The 18,722-nt window shown below is 56.8% G+C and carries 18 protein-coding genes; 13 read left to right on the top strand and 5 right to left on the bottom strand.

Translation table 11 applies throughout. The features are described from left to right. Window positions 1–69: 69 nt before the first annotated feature. The 3 genes from H8B15_RS00090 to H8B15_RS00080 all read left to right on the top strand — a co-directional run bounded on the left by H8B15_RS00090 (window position 70) and on the right by H8B15_RS00080 (window position 3,173). Window positions 70–909 carry an SDR family NAD(P)-dependent oxidoreductase gene (locus H8B15_RS00090; RefSeq protein ID WP_187317629.1) on the top strand — a complete coding sequence of 280 codons (840 nt, stop codon included), beginning with the start codon at window positions 70–72 and terminating at the stop codon, window positions 907–909. 187 nt (window positions 910–1,096) lie between these two features. Continuing rightward, entirely contained in the window at window positions 1,097–1,957 is an 861-nt protein-coding gene (locus H8B15_RS00085; protein ID WP_187317628.1) for an SDR family oxidoreductase, read from the top strand. A gap of 268 nt (window positions 1,958–2,225) precedes the next feature. Beyond that, window positions 2,226–3,173, top strand: a complete 948-nt coding sequence (locus H8B15_RS00080; protein WP_187317627.1) for an N-acetylmuramoyl-L-alanine amidase — start codon at window positions 2,226–2,228, stop codon at window positions 3,171–3,173. A gap of 32 nt (window positions 3,174–3,205) precedes the next feature. On the opposite strand, the gene H8B15_RS00075 is transcribed toward H8B15_RS00080, so the two are convergent. After that, window positions 3,206–3,535, bottom strand: a complete 330-nt coding sequence (locus tag H8B15_RS00075) for a hypothetical protein (protein ID WP_187317626.1) — start codon at window positions 3,533–3,535, stop codon at window positions 3,206–3,208. Window positions 3,536–3,624: 89 nt separating this feature from the next. Here H8B15_RS00075 and H8B15_RS00070 point away from each other — a divergent pair, with 89 nt between their 5' ends. After that, window positions 3,625–4,143 (top strand): hypothetical protein, encoded by a 519-nt coding sequence (locus tag H8B15_RS00070; RefSeq protein WP_187317625.1) that lies wholly within the window; start codon window positions 3,625–3,627, stop codon window positions 4,141–4,143. 259 nt (window positions 4,144–4,402) lie between these two features. On the opposite strand, the gene H8B15_RS00065 is transcribed toward H8B15_RS00070, so the two are convergent. The 4 genes from H8B15_RS00065 to H8B15_RS00050 all read right to left on the bottom strand — a co-directional run bounded on the left by H8B15_RS00065 (window position 4,403) and on the right by H8B15_RS00050 (window position 8,799). Next, complete coding sequence (locus tag H8B15_RS00065; RefSeq protein WP_187317624.1) at window positions 4,403–5,374, bottom strand: deoxyhypusine synthase family protein; 972 nt, start codon at window positions 5,372–5,374, stop codon at window positions 4,403–4,405. Between the two features lie 187 nt (window positions 5,375–5,561). Continuing rightward, window positions 5,562–6,101 (bottom strand): ATP-dependent protease subunit HslV, encoded by a 540-nt coding sequence (hslV, locus tag H8B15_RS00060; protein WP_187317623.1) that lies wholly within the window; start codon window positions 6,099–6,101, stop codon window positions 5,562–5,564. 137 nt (window positions 6,102–6,238) lie between these two features. Next, a complete protein-coding gene (locus H8B15_RS00055) occupies window positions 6,239–7,969 on the bottom strand; it encodes a pyruvate dehydrogenase complex dihydrolipoamide acetyltransferase (RefSeq protein WP_187317622.1) in 1,731 nt (576 codons plus the stop codon). Between the two features lie 215 nt (window positions 7,970–8,184). After that, window positions 8,185–8,799 carry a histidine phosphatase family protein gene (locus H8B15_RS00050; RefSeq protein ID WP_187317621.1) on the bottom strand — a complete coding sequence of 205 codons (615 nt, stop codon included), beginning with the start codon at window positions 8,797–8,799 and terminating at the stop codon, window positions 8,185–8,187. A 77-nt stretch (window positions 8,800–8,876) separates the two neighbouring features. On the opposite strand from H8B15_RS00050, the gene H8B15_RS00045 reads away from it, so the two are divergent. The 9 genes from H8B15_RS00045 (at window position 8,877) to H8B15_RS00005 (ending at window position 18,534) form a co-directional block, all read left to right on the top strand. Then, window positions 8,877–9,305, top strand: coding sequence for a hotdog fold thioesterase (locus H8B15_RS00045; RefSeq protein ID WP_187317620.1), 429 nt, complete (start codon window positions 8,877–8,879; stop codon window positions 9,303–9,305). Window positions 9,306–9,463: 158 nt separating this feature from the next. Beyond that, on the top strand, window positions 9,464–10,675 hold the full coding sequence (locus H8B15_RS00040) for a chorismate-binding protein (RefSeq protein WP_187317619.1): 1,212 nt from the start codon (window positions 9,464–9,466) through the stop codon (window positions 10,673–10,675). A gap of 157 nt (window positions 10,676–10,832) precedes the next feature. Further along, window positions 10,833–12,671 carry a 2-succinyl-5-enolpyruvyl-6-hydroxy-3-cyclohexene-1-carboxylic-acid synthase gene (gene menD, locus H8B15_RS00035; protein ID WP_187317618.1) on the top strand — a complete coding sequence of 613 codons (1,839 nt, stop codon included), beginning with the start codon at window positions 10,833–10,835 and terminating at the stop codon, window positions 12,669–12,671. A gap of 121 nt (window positions 12,672–12,792) precedes the next feature. After that, window positions 12,793–13,605, top strand: coding sequence for a 1,4-dihydroxy-2-naphthoyl-CoA synthase (gene menB / locus H8B15_RS00030; protein WP_187317617.1), 813 nt, complete (start codon window positions 12,793–12,795; stop codon window positions 13,603–13,605). A gap of 329 nt (window positions 13,606–13,934) precedes the next feature. Next, complete coding sequence (locus H8B15_RS00025) at window positions 13,935–14,750, top strand: DUF2490 domain-containing protein (protein ID WP_187317616.1); 816 nt, start codon at window positions 13,935–13,937, stop codon at window positions 14,748–14,750. 119 nt (window positions 14,751–14,869) lie between these two features. Next, window positions 14,870–15,337 (top strand): DUF305 domain-containing protein, encoded by a 468-nt coding sequence (locus H8B15_RS00020; protein ID WP_187317615.1) that lies wholly within the window; start codon window positions 14,870–14,872, stop codon window positions 15,335–15,337. Between the two features lie 85 nt (window positions 15,338–15,422). Beyond that, window positions 15,423–15,848 (top strand): hypothetical protein, encoded by a 426-nt coding sequence (locus tag H8B15_RS00015; RefSeq protein WP_187317614.1) that lies wholly within the window; start codon window positions 15,423–15,425, stop codon window positions 15,846–15,848. Window positions 15,849–15,957: 109 nt separating this feature from the next. After that, a complete protein-coding gene (locus H8B15_RS00010; protein WP_187317613.1) occupies window positions 15,958–17,076 on the top strand; it encodes an AMP-binding protein in 1,119 nt (372 codons plus the stop codon). Between the two features lie 225 nt (window positions 17,077–17,301). After that, window positions 17,302–18,534 carry a cation:proton antiporter gene (locus tag H8B15_RS00005; protein WP_187317612.1) on the top strand — a complete coding sequence of 411 codons (1,233 nt, stop codon included), beginning with the start codon at window positions 17,302–17,304 and terminating at the stop codon, window positions 18,532–18,534. Window positions 18,535–18,722: the final 188 nt, after the last annotated feature.

The following is an 18,722-nucleotide window of genomic DNA, read 5'->3' as shown; positions in this document are numbered from 1 at the left end:
TTGGTTTGAACCGGGTAAGCCCCCCGCCCCTACCTCGCTCTACTTTTGCAGTGTACCAAACACGCAACTATGAGCAACTCTAAAATCTGGTTTGTTACGGGTGCCTCGCAGGGCCTGGGGCTGGCGCTGGTGCAGCATCTGCTGCAAGCGGGCCACCGCGTAGCGGCTACCTCACGCCACCCTGCTGCCCTTGTTGAGCTTCTTGGCCCTGCTTCCAAAGCTTTCCTACCCTTGCACATGGACCTCAGCAGCGAGGTCAGCGTACAGGAGGCCATCGAACAGACAATCAATACGTTTGGCCGCTTGGATGTGGTAGTAAATAATGCTGGCTACGGGATTGGAGGCAGCGTGGAAGAACTCACCGACGCCGAAACCCGCCAGTCGTTTGAGGTAAATGTGTTCGGGGTGTTGCGCGTTATTCGGCACGCGCTGCCGCACATGCGCGCCGCTCACGCCGGGCACATCATCAACATTTCGTCGATTGCGGCGCTGGCCGGCACTGCGGGCTGGTCGGTGTATTCGGCTACCAAAGCGGCCGTGAGTGCTATGTCGGAAGGGTTGGCCCAAGACGTAGCTTCGTTCGGCATTCGGGTGACGGCCGTTGAGCCCGGTGGTTTTCGCACCAATTTTCTCACGCCCGAGTCGCTGGTTTTTGCCGCACAGCCCCTTGCAGCTTACCAAACCGTGCGCGATACGCACGCCCGCTACCTAGCTCTGAACGGCAGCCAGGCCGGCGACCCAGCAAAGGCCGCGGTAGCCATCGAGCAACTAGCTGCCGAGCCTACCCCGCCCGTGCACCTGCTATTAGGGCAGGATGCTTTCCGCCGCGCCACCCAGCAGCTGCAAGGCCGCTTGCAGGAAACAGAGACCTGGAAAACCGTAACCGTCTCCACTGACTTCGCACAGTAGCCAGCCCCAGGTTAAAAAAACATGGTTTTCTGGTTTCCGATACGGTAAACTGCTGCTTGGTGCGTCTTTATCAGAGTAGCCCGCTGGCCTACCCTCCCTCACCCCTCACCTACTGCTTGCATGCTTTATCTATTCGGAAGTCTAGCCCTTAGTGACTCATTGTCTTACAACGAAACGCTTCATACACATGACTTCTCAGCAAAACAAAAACATTTGGTTTGTGACCGGCGCCTCGAAGGGCCTGGGCCTGACCTTGGTGCAGCACCTGCTGGCCCGCGGCTATGCGGTGGCAGCCACCTCCCGCAATCTGACCGAACTCCAACAGAACGTGCCGCCTAGCGAAGGGCGGTTCCTACCCCTGCACATGGATCTGGGCAACGAGGCCAGCGTGCGCGAGGCCATCGAGCAGACTGTAAAGACGTTTGGCCGCCTAGATGTGGTCGTGAACAATGCTGGCTACGGCCAAGTAGGCGCGCTGGAAGAACTCTCGGACGAAGAAGCCCACCGCAATTTCGATGTGAACGTGTTTGGGCTGCTGCATGTGCTGCGGCACGCTACCCCCCATCTTCGCCAGCAGGGCGCGGGGCGCGTGTTCAACATTTCCTCAGTAGGCGGCTTTATGGGTGACTTTCCCGGTTGGGGCATCTACTGCGCCACCAAGTTTGCCGTAGCGGGTCTCACCGAGTCGTACGCGGCGGAGGTACGGGAGTTTGGCGTGCAGGCCAGCGTGGTCTACCCCGGCTATTTCCGCACCGATTTTCTAACCGCCGGCTCGTTGGGCACGCCCCGGCAGCCACTAGCCGCCTACCAAGCTGTGCGCGACTCCCAGCAGCAGCACGAGCAGCAAATCAACGGCAACCAGCCCGGCGACCCGGAAAAAGCCGCTGCCGTACTACGCGAGCTGAGCGAGGCGCCTGAGCAGCCCGTGCACGTTTTCCTAGGCGAAGACGCTTATCAAATGGCTGACTACAAAATAGCAGCGGTGCAACAGCAGATGCAGCAGTGGAAACACCTGGCGGCGGCTACTAATCTCTCAGTTGAGGCCTAGCAAAACGTTGGAATAGCAGGCTACTCTAAGCCCAAAGGCCCGCGGTTATCTGCGGGCCTTTTTTTGTGGTAGACAACCAATATAGGTCAAATCAGTTATTCTACTTACATCTGCCCGGTTTTTGCGGCTTTCTGTTTCACCTGATTCGTCCTCCATTCTTTTTGTTCTTTTGCGCGTAGCTACCTTTCTTTTCCTGTCTTTTTTTGTCTCCATAAGTGCCTTCTGCCAAAGCACTTATCGCCGCGCAGTAGCCAAACCCGGCGATGGGGTGCACACGCTGCTCTACCGCTACGGCCTCACCCCCAGCCAACACGGCCGGCAGTTTCGGGAGCTGAACAAAAAGAATTTGACGAGCCGCAACGGCCTGATTGTGGGCCGTACCTATCTTCTACCCCGCAAGACGGCTACCCCTACTAGGGCAGCCAGCAAGGCCCAGGAGGCTGCCACTGCACCAGCCACTACTGCCAGCCGCGCCGCCATTTCGCCACGCGCCTTGTTTGGCCCCAGATACGGTCCGGCACCCGTGCGCGACCATCTCCTGCACGGTGCCGTGTACTACCTCTCGCCTGGCCACGGCGGCCCCGACCCCGGCGCCATTGGCACATACGGCTCAAACAAGCTAGCCGAGGATGAATACGCCTACGACATTACGCTGCGCCTGGCCCGCGTGCTGATGGCCCACGATGCTACCGTGTATATGATGGTGCAGGACCCCAACGACGGCATCCGCGACGAAAGCGTGCTGGCAATGGACAACGACGAAGTGACCTACCCCAACCAAGTGATTCCGCTGAACCAGCTGGCTCGGCTGCGCCAGCGCATCACGCAGGTCAACAAGCTCCACGCCCGCCACAAGGGGGCCTACCAGCGCCTGTTGTGCCTGCACGTGGATAGCCGCAGCGCCGGCCAAAATATCGACGTATTTTTCTACCACCACGCCAACAGCAAAGCAGGCCTGAGCCTTGCCAAGAACATTCATAAAGTATTCACGGCGCGCTACAAACGTGCCCAGCCCAATCGGGCCACCTACTCCGGCAACGTGTCCATCCGCAGTTCGCTTTATGAGGTGCGTACCAGCCACGCTCCTGCCGTGTTTATGGAGCTAGGCAATATCCGCAACGCCAAAGACCAACGTCGCTTTTTAGTTGACGACAACCGCCAGGCCCTGGCTAACTGGATTTGTGATGGGTTGATAGCAGATTATAAGCGAAAATGAGTTGTGAGTTCACGTGGTAACGGGTAACTCAATTACGGATTCATTAACAGAAAGAGCAGATTGTGGTATAGAATACCCTGCTCGCCATCGTGGATGCCATCGAGGCCGGCATCTTCCAGTAGGGCTTCCACCTCTTCGTAGTCCTGCAAAAAGTCGATTTCTATTTCCTCCGCGTCTACCACTTGCGTGTGCACCAGGTAGCGGCGCTTCGGTTCCAGCGTGATAAAGAGCTTGCGGTACCGGGTTTGGGCAATCAGCAGCGCATCATACGTCTCTATTGTTTCCTCGTCTACATGAATGAAGACGGACGTTTTCTCGCCCTCGGGCGTGTGTTGCAGGAAACTGGTGAGGTCGATTGGCATAGCGGCAGAAAGGTAGGAATATTATCTAACCGGACTGTTTTTTGCGAATAAGCCAGCTATATCTTATTCATATCGTTTTTGTTTACTGCATGAAACTGTTGCGGATTGTCTTATTCATTTTCCTGGGTGTAAGGAGTCTGAACGCCCAGCAACCTCTTCTGAGTCTTGTTAAAAAATATACTACCATAGACGATACAGGCCAGAAAATATCGTTTGAGTTACCTGTTTCCTGGTCTTTCGAAGATGGCCTACTTCGCAACAGTCGCAAAGCCAAGGTAGGCGAGTTCACTTCTGGAGTTATTGCCGATTATCCGTTTGCATCAGGAGCCGATTTCATTCAGCAGCTTAAAGCAGGCTACCCCGACGATGCAGGCAATCCTACCTTCATAGGTTCCAGAACCTTAACGCTAGGCCGACAAACCTGGACGGAAGGCATCCGGCAGGTGCCACTTTGGGATGGCAAGACAAATGCAAAAAGGTGGTATACACACGATTTCTTCACAGTACTAAACCGCAAGTGCTTCCTTATCACGTTTTACAGCACGCAAAAAGTACTGCCAGAAGAATTGAATGTAAGGCAAATTCTAGCTTCGATTAAGTTGCTCTAGATGAAGCTGTCTAGAAAGTCATCTAGAACGTCATGCTGAGCTTGTCGAAGTATCTCTACCGCTTCGTTGGGGTCGTTCAGGTTGTCCTACAGAGTCATTTTACTATCTGACGAAGCGGTAGAGATGCTTCGACAAGCTCAGCATGACGGCTTTCAGCACTTTCTAAACAGCTTCAATAATAACTAGAACTGGAAGTATACAGAAACGCGCGCCGCTGAAGATTCAGCGGCGCGCCTTTCCATGTAAATTCAGTCAGCAACTACTGCCCCAGCACCATCGCAAATACCAGCGGCGCTACAATCGTCGCGTCCGATTCGATGATGAACTTGGGCGTATCCTGTCCCAGCTTGCCCCAGGTGATTTTCTCGTTCGGCACAGCACCAGAGTAGGAACCGTACGAAGTCGTCGAATCCGAAATCTGGCAGAAGTAGCCCCACAGCGGTACCGAGGTGCGCTGCAAGTCCTGGTGCAGCATGGGCACCACACAGATGGGGAAGTCGCCGGCAATGCCGCCGCCAATCTGGAAGAAGCCTACCTTGCTTTCATCGGTAGCCTGCTGGGTGTACCAGTCGGCCAGGTAGATCATGTACTCGATGCCCGTGCGCACGGTGTGCACGTTCTTGATGTCGCCGGAAATCACGTGGCCGGCGAAGATGTTGCCCAGAGTAGAGTCTTCCCAGCCGGGGCAGATGATGGGTAGGTTTTTCTCGGCGGCAGCCAGCATCCAGGAGTCTTTGGGGTCAATCTGGTAGTACTGCTCTAGCTCGCCCGACTTCAGAATCTGGTAGAAAAACTCGTGGGGGAAGTACCGCTCACCGGCTTTGTCGGCCTTTTCCCAGAACTTCAATACTGAGTGCTCGAGGCGGCGCATGGCCTCTTCCTCGGGAATGCAGGTGTCGGTTACGCGGTTCATGTGGCGCTCCAACAAAGCTTGCTCGTCGGCAGGCGTCAGGTCGCGGTAGTGGGGCACCCGCTCGTAGAAGTCGTGGGCTACCAGGTTGAAGATGTCCTCTTCCAGGTTGGCGCCGGTGCAGCTGATAATCTGCACTTTATCCTGCCGAATCAGCTCGGCTAGCTGGATGCCCATTTCGGCGGTGCTCATGGCGCCGGCCAGCGTTATCATCATTTTGCCACCTTCGGCCAAGTGTTTGTTGTAGCCTTCTGCTGCGTCAATCAGGGCGGCGGCGTTGAAGTGGCGGTAGTGGTGCTTAAGGAAATTAGTTACGTTCATCGTAAGAGTAATTGAGAGTAGGAACGAAACTCCCCTCCTGAAGAGGGGACATTGCGACTTTGGTCGCAACTGGGGTGGTTGGGGCGTTGTTGCTGAGTTGCTATAGTTGGAAACTCGTTCTCAGTAAACAACACCCTTTCCACCCCCTACCCCCTCCTTAAAAAAGGAAGGGAGCTAACTTCTACTACTATACCGGTTCCTCGATAATGAGGTTGTGGTTGGTGTAGATGCAAATGTCAGCGGCGATGTGCAGAGCTTCTTCTACCATCTGGCGGGCCGTGAGGTGGGGCGCGTGCTTCTTGAGGGCCAGTGCGGCTGCCTGGGCAAACATGGAACCGGAGCCGATGGCAGCCACATCGTTGTCGGGTTCCAGCACGTCGCCGGAGCCGGCAATGATCAGCAACTCGTCTTTGTCGACCACAATCATCATGGCTTCCAGCTTGCGCAGGTATTGGTCTTTACGCCAGTCCTTGGCCAGCTCAATGGCGGCACGCTTTAGGTTGCCGCCGTAGCTTTCCAGCTTCTCTTCAAATTTATCGAGCAGGCTGAAGGCATCGGCCGTGGAGCCGGCAAAGCCCGTCACGATTTTGCCGCCTTGGAGCTTACGAATTTTGCGCACGTTGTTTTTGGCTACGTGCTTGTCCATGGTAGCCTGGCCGTCGGCGCCGATGGCAATCTGCCCATTGTGGCGCACCCCAAGGACGGTGGTGGATCTTATCTTAGTCATTTAGGAACTAGTTAAAAAACTGTCATCCTGAGCGGAGCGAAGGACCTTATCACGCGAGAACAAGACGTTGTTACATCAGTTGTTCTCGCGTGATAAGGTCCTTCGCTCCGCTCAGGATGACAACGGGGTAATTACACTTAAATCAGCATCCGCAGGGGGTCTTCCAGCAGGCTCTTCACCGTTTGCAGGAAGGCCGCACCGGCAGCGCCGTCTACCACACGATGGTCGCAGCTCAGCGTCACTTTCATCACGTTGCCAATCACCAGCTCGCCATCCTTCACTACGGCGGTTTGCTTGATGCCACCCACGGCCAGGATGCAAGCATCCGGTGGGTTGATGATGGCCGTGAACTCGTCGATGCCGAACATACCCAGATTGCTGATGGTGAAGGTGCTACCCTCCCACTCGGCGGGTTGCAGCTTCTTGTTTTTGGCTTTGCCAGCCAACTCTTTCACCTCGGTAGCAATCTGCGACATGCCTTTGCCGTCGGCGTTGCGTACCACGGGCACCAGCAGACCTTCGTCCACAGCCACAGCCACACCGATGTTCACCACCTTGTTCTGGCGGATTTTGTCGCCCAGCCACGAAGAGTTGATAACTGGGTGCTGCTTGAGCGCCACGGCGCAAGCTTTGATTACCATGTCGTTGAAGGACAGTTTCACCGGCGACAACTCGTTGAGCTTTACGCGGGTTTCCATGGCCTTGTCCATCAGAATTTCCATCGTGAGATAGAAATGCGGAGCCGTAAACAGGCTCTCCGACAGACGGCGGGCAATGACCTTGCGCATCTGCGATACCGGCGTGTCGGTGTAGGTGCCTTCGGCAGCGGCTGGCGCTGGTGCGGGAGCCGGCGCGGCTCTGGGTGCTTCAGCAGCGGGAGCAGCGGCTGGGGCAGCTTGTGGCGCAGCGGCGGGTTGGGCAGCTGGTGCGGCGGCCGGTTGCGCGGCGGCACCGGGCTGGAAGTTCTCCACGTCGCGCTGGATGATGCGGCCGTTGTCGCCACTACCCTTTACCTGGCTCAGGTCGATGCCTTTGTCTTTGGCAATGCTCTTGGCGAGCGGCGAGGCAAAGATGCGGCCGCCGTTAGCGTTGGCAGTTTGCGGTACCTCGGGGGTAGGCGCAGCGTTGGCGTCGGCGGGGCCTTGGTCTTTCACTTCGGCGGTGGGCTGAGCCTGCTCGGCCTCTCCACCCGACTTGCCACTGATGAGAGCTTCTACGTCAGCACCTTCCTCTCCAATTACGGCTAGTACGCCGTCCACCGGAATGGCTTCGCCTTCCTTCGGACCGATGTACAGCAGGGTGCCGTCTTCGTAGTTATCCAGCTCCATGGTGGCCTTGTCGGTCTCCACTTCGGCCAGCACGTCGCCCGATTTTACCTTGTCGCCTACCTTTTTCAGCCAGGCGGCAATGGTTCCTTCGGTCATGGTGTCGCTCATCTTCGGCATCCGAATCACGGTTGCCTTTTTGCCGTTGCCAGCAGGGGCTGCTGGGGCAGCAGGCTTAGCGGCTTCGGGAGCCGGAGCGGGTTTGGGTTCTTCTTTCGGAACTTCGGCGGCGGGGGCTGGAGCAGCTTCGGCAGCCGGGGCGCTGCCGCCCGTATTGCCATTCAGCAGACCCGAAATATCTTCGCCTTCTTTGCCGATAATGGCCAGCACACCGTCAACTGGTACGCTTTCGCCTTCTTTCGGACCTATATAGAGGAGAGTACCGTCGTCGTAGTTTTCCAGCTCCATCGTGGCCTTATCGGTTTCGACTTCGGCCAGTACGTCGCCGGACTTCACTGTATCGCCTACCTTCTTGAGCCACGCGGCAATGACGCCTTCCGTCATGGTGTCGCTCATTTTAGGCATTTTGATGATTTCAGCCATCTGCTTTTTGTGCTTGGGTTGGAACGCCAAATTTAGCCCGAATTTCCGGGCAGGCAAGTAATAGATTAAGATGCGAGATGCAATCTAAGGATTACGTCTGCGCTATTGGTATGTCATTTTGACCAGCGGGAGAAATCTCACGTGCTGATGAAAGATAGTAGTGTCATGCTTCGACTCCGCTGCGCTGCGCTCAGCATGACGTTCTGTGATACTGCTTACGCCAAGTGCGCAATATCCATGAAGTTGCGGGCCGTGAACATAGAGCCGGTGTAATCCAGCAGGTACAGGCACAGGTTGTGATGTTCAAAGGCATCCATGCAGCTCAGGGGGTAGCCCAGCAACTGGCAGAGCAGCACGCGCATGGCGCGGCCGTGCATGCACACCAGCACGGTTTCTTCCTCGGGGCGCGACAAGATCAGGTCGATAACCGGGCGCTGGCGGGCAGCTACGTCGTCGGGGCTTTCACCGCCAATCATGGGGATGCTGGTGTTGCCGAAGCGCCACTGCTGCAATACGTGGTGGTATTCCTCGTCTTCCTCGGCCGTGATGCGGGTGCCTTCGCGGGCGCCCCAGCTGATTTCGTTGAGGCCCGGGTACTGCTCGTGGGGTAGGCCCAGCTCCAGAAACGCCTGCACCGACTGGTGGGTACGCTGTAAGGTGGAGGTGTATACTTTGTCGAACGGCACGTGGCCGTAGGCCGCGAAAAACTGCGCTGCCTGCCGCCGCCCTACCTCGTTCAGGCTGGAGTCGACGCCGCTGCCCTGCACAATGCCGCGCACGTTCAAATCGGTCTGGCCGTGCCGGATCAGGTAGATTTTTTTGACGCTCACTTTCCCGCTAGCTTTGCTGAATTCTCCCGAAAGTACGGATTTCAGGGCCGAAATCCGCGTTGCGCTGTTATCAATCTATGACGAATTCTCCTGTTGATCTGGCTGAGCTGAACGCCTGGAGCCGCAATACGCTCGGCGAACATCTTGGTATTGAGTTGACTGAGGTAGGCGACCGGCTGCTGGTAGGCCGCATGCCCGTAGACCGCCGCACGCACCAGCCCATGGGCCTGCTGCACGGCGGCGCCTCCGTGGCCCTGGCCGAAACGCTGGGTAGCATCGGCGCCGTGTTGCAGGTAGACCGTACCAAGCAAGCGTGCGTGGGCTTGGAAATCAACGCCAATCACATCAAAGGCGTGCGCGACGGCTACGTGGTAGGCCGCGCCACCGCCCTGCACGTGGGCCGCACCACGCAAGTGTGGGAAATCCGCATCACGCATGAAGAAACCGGCACACTGGTGTGCATTAGTCGTATTACGATGGCGGTGATTGATTTGCCGAAGAAGTAAGGATAATGGTTGTCTGTCATGCTGAGCTTGTCGAAGCATCTCGCGTGCTCCCGGTAATTTTCCAACGATCAGGATTACTACTGCACGCGAGATGCTTCGACAAGCTCAGCATGACGTTCTGTGTTGCTTCTCTTTATCGCAATTCATAATTAAAAACCATGCAGCAACTTGCCTGGAATCCGGAGCTGCCGACAGCCATGCGGCTGCGGCAGTTGGTAGCCCTGGCCCTCACCTCGGGTAGGCCGGTGGCGCTGTGGCGTTTGCCCGGTGCTGCCCATGCCCGGTTGTGCCTTACCCTAAAGGCCGATACGGCCCTTACGGGCCTGCCGCCCGTGCTGGAGCCCAACGCGCCCGCGGGCTTCGCCTTCTTTCCGTTCTGGGATTCTGACCACAACCCGCCGCTGTTCCTGCCCGCCGATCTGTTTTTCGATCTGGCAACCCCCGACAAAATTCAGGTGAGTGCGGCGGCGGCAGTTCGGTTGCCGGAATTGCGGCAGCGCTTTGCCGCCCTACCCCCTACAGCCCCGCTGCCGTGGCACATGAGTCCGCAACCTGCTCCCAAAGCGGCCACACAAACTGAGTACGAATCGTTTGTAGCGGCTGGGGTGGCGGCTATTGAGCAAGGCACGGTGCAAAAGGTAGTATCGAGCCGGGCGGTGCGGCGGCCATTGCCTGCTGGGTTTGATGCACTGGTAGCATTTAAAGACTTGCAGCAGCGCTACCCCAATGCCTTTGTGTCGTTGGTGAGTGCGCCGGGGGTAGGCACCTGGCTAGGCGCCACGCCCGAAGTGCTGGCCGAAATTACCGAAGACTCCGTGTTCCGGACGATGGCGCTGGCTGGCACGCAGCTGGCCCAACCGGGAGTAGCGCCCGCAGCTTCGTTGTGGACGGCGAAGGAGATGGAAGAACATGCCATGGTAGCGCGCTATATCGTTAACTGTTTCAAGCAGTTGCGCCTGCGCGAGTACGATGAGCGCGGCCCACGCGTGGCCGCAGCCGGCAATCTATTGCACTTGCGCACCGACTTTGCCGTGCAGCTCAACCAAGTACCCTTCCCCAACCTGGGTACCGATATGCTGCGCCTACTCCACCCTACCCCCGCCGTGGCCGGTATGCCCAAGCAGCCCGCCTTGGAGTTCTTACGCCGCCACGAGAGCTACGACCGCGCCTATTATGCCGGCTTCCTAGGCCCCGTAAACCTACCCGAAACCGGCTCCTCGCGCCTGTTCGTGAACCTACGGTGCCTCCAACTGCGCCCCCAGGAAGCCATCCTCTACGCCGGCACCGGCCTTACCGCCGACTCCGACCCCGCCCGCGAGTGGCAAGAAACCGAGCTAAAACTCCAGACGATTGGGGCGGTTTTGGAGTAGATGGAATTCAAATTTTCTTTGTCATCCTGAGCTTGCGAAGGACTTTATGCTTGCAGAACGAGTTGTTGTTACGTCAATCGTTCTGCCGTGAGAAGGTCCTTCGCAAGTTCAGGATGACAGAAGGTTTTGTTTCAACTCAATCACGTATCCGCTATTCATGTCCCTCCAAGCCATCCACAACATCCCCGAAATCTGCGCGCAACTGGGCATTACTGATGCGGTGCTATCGCCAGGCTCGCGGTGCGCGCCGCTGACCATTGCCTTTGCGCGCCACCCCGACGTTCGGGTGCGCACAGTGCCCGATGAACGGGCAGCCGCATTTATCGGGCTGGGTATTGCGCAGGCGCAGCGGCGGGCGGTAGCGCTGGTGTGCACCTCAGGTACGGCGGGGCTGAACTACGCGCCAGCCCTAGCCGAAGCCTATTTTCAGCAGATTCCGCTGGTAGTCTTCACCGCCGACCGCCCGCCAGAGTGGATCGACCAGCTCGACGGCCAGACCATCCGGCAGACGGATTTGTACGGTGCCCACGCTAAGGGCTCCTTTACCCTACCCGTCGACACGTCGCACCCCGATGCCGAGTGGCACGCAGCGCGCATCGTGAACGAGGCCATCAATTTGGCGCAACGGGCGCCCGCCGGACCGGTGCAGGTGAATGTGCCGCTGCGGGAACCGTTCTACCCCAAAGCGGGCGAAGAGCTAACGTTTGGGCCGGTGAAGGTGATTCGGGAGGATAGGAGCGCACCAGTGCTGCCGCCGAGCCAATTGGATGCTTTACGCGACACTATACGCAACGCCGAACGTGTAGTGGTAGTAGCTGGGCAGCACCAGTGGCATCCGGCGTTGCAGCAAGCGCTGCAACAATTTACTACGACGTTCAGCGCGCCCATAGTAGGCGACACGATTGCCAACTTACCTTCAGCCATAGGCCGACAAGATGTCTTTCTGGCTGCACAGTATACAGCGCTCAAAGAATCTCTACGTCCTACCCTGCTGCTTACTTTCGGCCAGTCGTTGATTTCAAAAGCATTGAAATTATACCTGCGTAATACGCCAACTACCGAACACTGGCACATACAGGCAGCAGGCGAAGTGGCTGACACCTATCGTGCTCTCACCCAAATAATTCGCTTGGAGCCAGCCGACTTTTTCGCTGTTATGGTTTCAACTGATACAGCGGATAGTATAGGAGTCCTTGAAGCTTCCGATCTAGGTTCGACTCCTGGCGCGACTACTATGCACCCACCGTTTCCCGCTGATGCCACTCGCGTAGCTCATTCTACCCCGCCATCTGTCTTTGCCACCAACGAAACGAACTCGGCATCCGTTTCTTATAATACTGCCTGGCAACAAGCGGAGAAGCAAGCAAATAGCTTCCTAACTGCCTTCTTCAAGCAGCCCGACCAGCCGTTCAATGAATTTACGGCCATCCAAAAAGCCCTACACCTCCTACCCGACTACACTGCCCTACACCTTGCCAATAGCATGGCCGTGCGCTACGCCAACATCATCGGCTTGCCTGCTGGACGCCAGATTGAGGTGTTTGCCAACCGTGGCACCAGCGGCATTGATGGCTGCACGAGCACGGCGGTAGGCGCGGCGCTGGCCCAGCCGGGGCGCCCGGTGGTGCTGCTCACTGGCGACGTGGCGTTTTTCTACGACCGCAATGCCTTTTGGCACAACTACCCTACCCCCAACCTGCGCGTGGTATTATTGAACAACCACGCCGGTGGCATCTTCCGGCTCATCGACGGGCCCCGTCAGCAACCGGAGCTGGAGGAGTTTTTTGAGACACGCCAGCCACTGCGGGCCGAGAATACGGCGCGGGATTTTGGATTGCGCTATTTCGCGGTTTCGTCTTTCGCCGAACTCGAATCGGCTTTACCCGTTTTCTTTGCAGCGGAAGGCGGCGCGGCCCTGCTGGAAATCACCACCGACTCTGCTACCAACGCCGCTTTTTTTGAACAGTACCGCGCCGCAGTACGCACTTCATTCTAGAACATCACTGCGTCTTCTGCGTTTTCCTCCGCGTCCTCTGCGGGCTCAAACCGTACCAACGACTTTAGCCCGCAGAGGACGCAGAAGATTCGCTGAAGGCGCAGTGACAAACGACCTTTTTATGAACTGGAAACCCATCAAAGAATTTCAGGAAATCTTATTTACGGAGGCCGAGGGCATCGCCAAAATCTCCATCAACCGCCCGCAGGTGCACAATGCCTTCACGCCGCTCACGGTGCAGGAGATGATTGAGGCGATGGACATCTGCCGCAACCGCACCGACCTGGGCGTAATTATCCTCACCGGTGAGGGCGGCAAGGCCTTTTGCTCGGGCGGCGACCAGAGCGTGCGCGGCCACGGCGGCTACGTGGGCGACGATACCGTGCCCCGCCTGAACGTGCTGGATTTGCAAAAGCAGATTCGCTCTATCCCGAAGCCCGTTATTGCCATGGTGGCCGGCTGGGCCATTGGGGGCGGGCACGTGCTGCACGTGGTGTGCGACCTGACTATTGCCGCCGACAACGCCCGCTTCGGGCAGACTGGCCCCAAAGTAGGTTCGTTTGATGGAGGCTTTGGAGCATCCTACCTGGCGCGTATTGTAGGACAGAAGAAGGCCCGCGAAATCTGGTACCTCTGCGACCAGTACGACGCTCAGGAAGCCCTCGACATGGGCCTCGTGAACAAGGTAGTGCCGCTGGATAAGCTGGAAGAAACCACCGTAGCATGGTGCCGTAAGATTCTACAAAAGAGTCCCTTGGCCCTGCGTATGCTCAAGTCGTCATTTAATGCTGAGCTGGACGGGCAGGCTGGTATTCAGGAGCTGGCCGGCAACGCCACGCTTCTGTACTACCTCTCAGAGGAAGCCAAAGAAGGCAAGAACGCCTTCCTGGAAAAGCGCCAGCCCGACTTCTCGAAGTACCCCAAGTTCCCGTAACACGACGGTACGAGCGTGATGCACAAGTGAGCCCCTACCCTTTTCAGAGTGTAGGGGCTCATTTTTTTGTTCAGTCTGATAGTGGCTTACCACCCCTAGATAGGGTTGAGGGCCATCGGTGGCGCCTTCTTCATGCAGTCTTCAGGAAACTATATGTCAGTTTGCATTCTATGCGCTAGCTGGTAAGCCGGATAAGTGAGCAACAGATTAATCACATAATTGCTTGTTAATCAATATACTTCACTTTAAAAATACCTGTGGTTTACCTGAGATGCCAGCGTCGTAACCAGATGCTGCCACTCTGCGCAGCTGTACGCTACCCCAGGATAATGAAGTTTACGAAAGTTCTTTTTTTCTGCCTTTGCATTGTAAGTCAATCCGTTGTCGCACAGATTAGTCCGCCGGGCCTGGGGCAGGCCCACACTGCCGAGTGGTTGGCGGTAGGCATTCGGCAAGACCTGGACTCGCTCAAGAAGTGGCAGTCCATGTCTTACATCGGGGTAGGCCGCAAGAGCAACCCGACCGATTACAATCCGCTGGATAAGTCGTCTATCCTGGTGCTGAACCAGGAGTTTTACTATCGCTTCCACAAGCACTGGCAAAGCTCCTTTGCCTTGAGCTACCGCCGCCAGGATGCGTACACCGAACGCTACCCTTACGAGCACGAGGACCCACCCTTTGAACAGGAGTTCAGAGCTTACAGCCGGATTTCGTACGTGCTGGAAAACGCCCGCCTGAAGTTCGTGCCCACGTTCCGGCAGGAATTCCGAAAATTCTATACGCCTACCTTCACGAAAGAAGTCGAGTCTTTTCAGTTCCGCTCCCGTGTGCGGCTGCAACTGACCCTCAATCTGGACGCGAATAAAGTACACCGCCTGATCGTCAGTTCCGAGCAGCTATTTTCGGCCAGTAAGTTGTCTGCTCCCAGCCGGTGGACGAGCCTTGCCTACCATGAAAGCCGCTTTGTGGGATACTATTCCTTGGCGCCCAAGTCGTTGCCTTTCATTTTTGATGTGGGCTACATGGCCAATCGGCTGGGTACTACCTCGCCCTCCTATGTGCACTATATTGCCCTGGATGTTATCTGGAAAAATCCCTTCGGCCATCGAACCAAGCAACGCACCCACGTGGGCAACTTAGAGTAGCAGGCTTTGTTAGCCTGTGCAGAATTCGGGCAAAGGGAGTGCAAAATACTGGATGGTTTTGGCGTGAGAGTAGTGGTGACGCGTATGAGGAGCACACCCCTTTCTCTTCTCTCCAAACCATGAAAAACGAAAACCCCTACCCCCGTTTCTTCCTGATGCTGGCCATATCGTTTGTGGTCATGTATGTAGTGATGTATCTGAACGTTTATACGTTAGACCACGTCTATTTCAGTCTCACGCGCTTCTACATGACCATCTTGATGGTGACGCCCATGGCTCTGATCATGCTGGTTTTTATGCGCCATATGTACCAGAATAAGCAGCGCAATCTGCTGATTGTAGTAGGTAGCCTAGTGGTATTTGCGGCGGCCCTTACGATGGTGCGCTCCCAGACCTTCGTGGATGATTCGCGCTGGATGAAGGCTATGATTCCACACCACTCCATCGCTATTCTGACCAGCGAGCGGGCCAACCTACAAGACCCCGAGGTGCGCAAGCTAGCCGATAACATCATCGAAACGCAAAAGCGTGAAATTGGTGAGATGCAACAGATGTTGCAGCGGCTGCAGCAGGAGAAAGCACGGTAGCTGATCTGGCTATAGCGGCACAGCACACCTTAGTGCCACGTAGCAGCAATAAGCAGCCTACCCTGTTTTGTGTCGTACTACTTCTATGCTTGCCATCCGTCGTATCCGCCGTATGCACATCCTGCAGTACCTGGTGCTGGGCGGGCTGATGCTGGCGTTGGTAGTGCTGACCCACCACCGGCTGCCCACAACCAGCACCAGGCAAAACACTACCCTGGTTGTAGTGTTGCTATTTATATTATTGGTGCTGGTGATGGGCGGTATCTATCTGATATTCCAGCGCATGCGGCCCAACCTACGCCGTCCCGAAGCCGAAAACCTGCGCATTTACCAAAGCGTGATATTGCTACGTAATAGCTTTCTGGCGCTGGTGAGTTTGCCGCCTTTGTTACTCTATCACCTTACCAGCGAGTGGGTAAATCTGCTGTTTTTTGGGATACTGCTAGTGGCGCTGTGCGTGCTGACGTTGCCAACCGAGCGCAAATTTCGCCGTTGGCTGCTAACAGGATAAGGGACTTTCCTTAAGTCCGAAAAGCAATTTTCTGCCTTTTGAGCAGGAGCTTCGTATGCGGTACTGGTTGTATAGTTCGACCATCTGTTATTTGCGCCCTACCCTGCTTATGTCTGCCCACTCGCTCCTCCCCGACTCGCTTTCACTCAATGGCCGCACGTTTCGCTACGCCGATATCCAGCAGTACCCCGCCAACTCGCCTACCGAGCTAAATGGCTACGAGGCCCGCGTGCTGGACTTTTGCTGGCAGTGGCTGAACGGTGCCCTGGAGTTTGAGCTGCAAACCTCCGGCTCTACCGGCCAGCCGCAGACCGTGCACATGACGCGGCGCCAGCTGGCCGCCAGTGCCGCCCGTACTGGCGACTACTTCGACCTGGGCCCCGATATGCCTCTGCTGGCCTGCCTGAATTGCGAGTTTGTGGGCGGGCTGATGATGTTGGTGCGCGGCTTTGAGCGCCACATGCCCATCACCATTGTAGAGCCTCAGGCCGACCCGCTGGCCTTACTGCCAGCCGACACCGCCATAGCCTTCGCCTCCTTTGTACCCCTGCAGCTACGTGCGCTGCTGGCGGCCGGCCGGGCCGATCAACTCAATCAGATGCAGGTGATTCTGGTGGGCGGCGCCCCGCCCGATGCGAGTCTTACGCGGCAGATTGAGCAACTCTCAGTGCCCGTCTACCTCACGTACGGCATGACGGAAACGGCCTCGCATATTGCCCTGCGCCGCCTCAACGGCCCCGAGGCCTCTGCCCATTACCGCGTGCTGCCGGGCATCCACATCGAGCAGGATGCGCGGGGCTGCCTGGCCATCCGGGCCGATGTCACCAACGACCAGCTCATCATCACCAACGACCAGGTGCGCTTGCTCGGTCAACATACCTTTGAGTGGCTGGGCCGGGCCGATTTTGTAATCAATAGCGGCGGCGTGAAGGTGCAAGCCGAAAAGGTGGAATTGGTGCTGGAAGTGGCCTTGGCCGAATTGAATTTGTCGCGCCGCGCCTTTGTGGCCGGCCTACCTGATGAGCGACTGGGCGAGCAAGTAACGGCCGTGCTGGAAGGGGAACCCCTACCCTCGGCGCAACAAGAGCAGCTCCTGCACTTACTAGCCGAGCGGCTTGACAAATACGAGCGACCCCGCCACTTGTTGTTCTTAGCGCAATTTCAAACTACCGCGTCTGGCAAGCTCGACCGACGTCGTACGCTGCGCGAGGCGTCGGAAAAGGAATAAACGCTGTATGATGCTGTTATTCTAACTTCTAAAAACAGCTTCCCAGGCCTGCCTACACCTCCCACAACTACCCTTGTGCAGGTTGGGGGTGGCAATCCTACCAAAAAACAATTCGCCTTTCGGGCCTTGTTTCTGCGTGAAAAATACACTTCTACCGTAGTGCTTCTTTGCTATAGCGGTTGAGCTGAATTTCACGTAAGAGCTATTTTACGTTTTCCCCTCCTCATGTCGTTGTATAATATCGTGCTGGTGCTGCTGGGCATTTCTATTATGGGAGTGGCCTGGCTGCCACCGGTGATGGATAAATACCCTCTTTCCTACCCCATCGTTTTTATTGGGCTGGGGCTTGCGGCCTATTCGCTGCCCTTGGGCCTACCCGATCCTATTCCACTGCACAACAATGAGTTAGCCACCCACTTGTTTGAGCTATGCGTGATTGTGGCCCTTACTGGCACCGGTCTCAAGATTGACCGCTCTTTTTCCCTGCGCAAGTGGCGCATGCCGCTACTCCTAGTATTGGTGCTGATGCTGCTGACCATTGCCAGCTTTGCCCTGGCTGCCTGGTGGCTGCTGGCCATTGCGCCGGCGCCGGCCGTGTTGCTGGCCGCCACCCTGGCCCCCACCGACCCCGTGCTGGCCGGCGATGTGCAGGTAGGCGACCCCGGCGAAGGCCAGGAAGACACCGTGCGCTTTGCCCTCACGGCCGAGGCTGGCATGAACGACGGCCTCGCTTTCCCTTTTGTTTACCTGGCGCTGGCTCTCATTCCGGCCGCTACCTCTCTGCAAGACCGTTTGTTGGAGTGGGCTTGGTACGATGTACTCTACCGTATTGCGGTAGGTGTAGCCATGGGCTGGGTAATTGGGCAAGCCATGGGCAAGCTGATTTTCCGGTTGCCCAAGCACATCGAGATAAAAGGCTCGGCCTATGGGTTTATCGTACTGGCCGTTACGTTCACTACATACGGCCTCACGGAATTGGCGCACGGCTACGGCTTCTTGGCCGTGTTTGTAGCGGCTGTTACGCTGCGCGGTAACGAGAAAGCCCACGAATATCACCAGCAAATGCACGCTTTCACCGACCAACTGGAGCGCTTATTCATTGTGGTGATTCTGGTGCTGTTTGGCGGAGCGTTGGCCAACGGGCTGCTCGCTACCCTTACCTGGACGCAGGCTACACTAGGTTTGCTGCTATTATTCATAATTCGTCCGCTGGGTGGTATGCTCACGCTGCTCGGCTCGCGGGCCACGCTGCCAGAGCGGGCCGCTATTTCCTTTTTCGGCATCCGGGGCATCGGCTCCTTTTTCTACCTGGCCTTTGCGCTGGAAAAAGGCGAGTTCGTCAACTCCGAGCAACTTTGGGTGATAACAGGCTTCACCGTCCTCACCTCCATCGTCATGCACGGCATCCTGGCTACTCCCGTCATGACCTGGCTCGACCGTCGCGCCGGACGTGAGTAGGGAAATGGTGAAATGGTGAAGTGGTGAATGCCAACGCGGCTGTCATCCTGAGCTTGCGAAGGACCTTCTGTTAGCTGAACGAATGGTGTACCAACGATTTGTTCAGACGTGAGAAGGTCCTTCGCAAGCTCAGGATGACAGCCGCGTTGGCATTCACCACTTCACCATTTCACCACTTCACCATTTAC

This window comes from Hymenobacter citatus, from assembly GCF_014333615.1.
Taxonomy (GTDB): Bacteria; Bacteroidota; Bacteroidia; order Cytophagales; family Hymenobacteraceae; genus Hymenobacter; species Hymenobacter citatus.
Note: the sequence above shows the minus strand (reverse complement) of the source record. Positions and strands in the feature narration are given on the sequence as shown.

Excerpts from the sequence above, each read along its gene's own strand:
- H8B15_RS00090 (WP_187317629.1), top strand. The coding sequence starts at position 70 with ATGAGCAACTCTAAAATCTGGTTTGTTACGGGTGCCTCGCAGGGCCTG.
- H8B15_RS00085 (WP_187317628.1), top strand. The coding sequence starts at position 1,097 with ATGACTTCTCAGCAAAACAAAAACATTTGGTTTGTGACCGGCGCCTCG.
- H8B15_RS00075 (WP_187317626.1), bottom strand. The coding sequence starts at position 3,535 with ATGCCAATCGACCTCACCAGTTTCCTGCAACACACGCCCGAGGGCGAG.
- H8B15_RS00070 (WP_187317625.1), top strand. The coding sequence starts at position 3,625 with ATGAAACTGTTGCGGATTGTCTTATTCATTTTCCTGGGTGTAAGGAGT.
- H8B15_RS00065 (WP_187317624.1), bottom strand. The coding sequence starts at position 5,374 with ATGAACGTAACTAATTTCCTTAAGCACCACTACCGCCACTTCAACGCC.
- hslV (WP_187317623.1), bottom strand. The coding sequence starts at position 6,101 with ATGACTAAGATAAGATCCACCACCGTCCTTGGGGTGCGCCACAATGGG.
- H8B15_RS00055 (WP_187317622.1), bottom strand. The coding sequence starts at position 7,969 with ATGGCTGAAATCATCAAAATGCCTAAAATGAGCGACACCATGACGGAA.
- H8B15_RS00045 (WP_187317620.1), top strand. The coding sequence starts at position 8,877 with ATGACGAATTCTCCTGTTGATCTGGCTGAGCTGAACGCCTGGAGCCGC.
- H8B15_RS00040 (WP_187317619.1), top strand. The coding sequence starts at position 9,464 with ATGCAGCAACTTGCCTGGAATCCGGAGCTGCCGACAGCCATGCGGCTG.
- menD (WP_187317618.1), top strand. The coding sequence starts at position 10,833 with ATGTCCCTCCAAGCCATCCACAACATCCCCGAAATCTGCGCGCAACTG.
- menB (WP_187317617.1), top strand. The coding sequence starts at position 12,793 with ATGAACTGGAAACCCATCAAAGAATTTCAGGAAATCTTATTTACGGAG.
- H8B15_RS00025 (WP_187317616.1), top strand. The coding sequence starts at position 13,935 with ATGAAGTTTACGAAAGTTCTTTTTTTCTGCCTTTGCATTGTAAGTCAA.
- H8B15_RS00020 (WP_187317615.1), top strand. The coding sequence starts at position 14,870 with ATGAAAAACGAAAACCCCTACCCCCGTTTCTTCCTGATGCTGGCCATA.
- H8B15_RS00015 (WP_187317614.1), top strand. The coding sequence starts at position 15,423 with ATGCTTGCCATCCGTCGTATCCGCCGTATGCACATCCTGCAGTACCTG.
- H8B15_RS00010 (WP_187317613.1), top strand. The coding sequence starts at position 15,958 with ATGTCTGCCCACTCGCTCCTCCCCGACTCGCTTTCACTCAATGGCCGC.
- H8B15_RS00005 (WP_187317612.1), top strand. The coding sequence starts at position 17,302 with ATGTCGTTGTATAATATCGTGCTGGTGCTGCTGGGCATTTCTATTATG.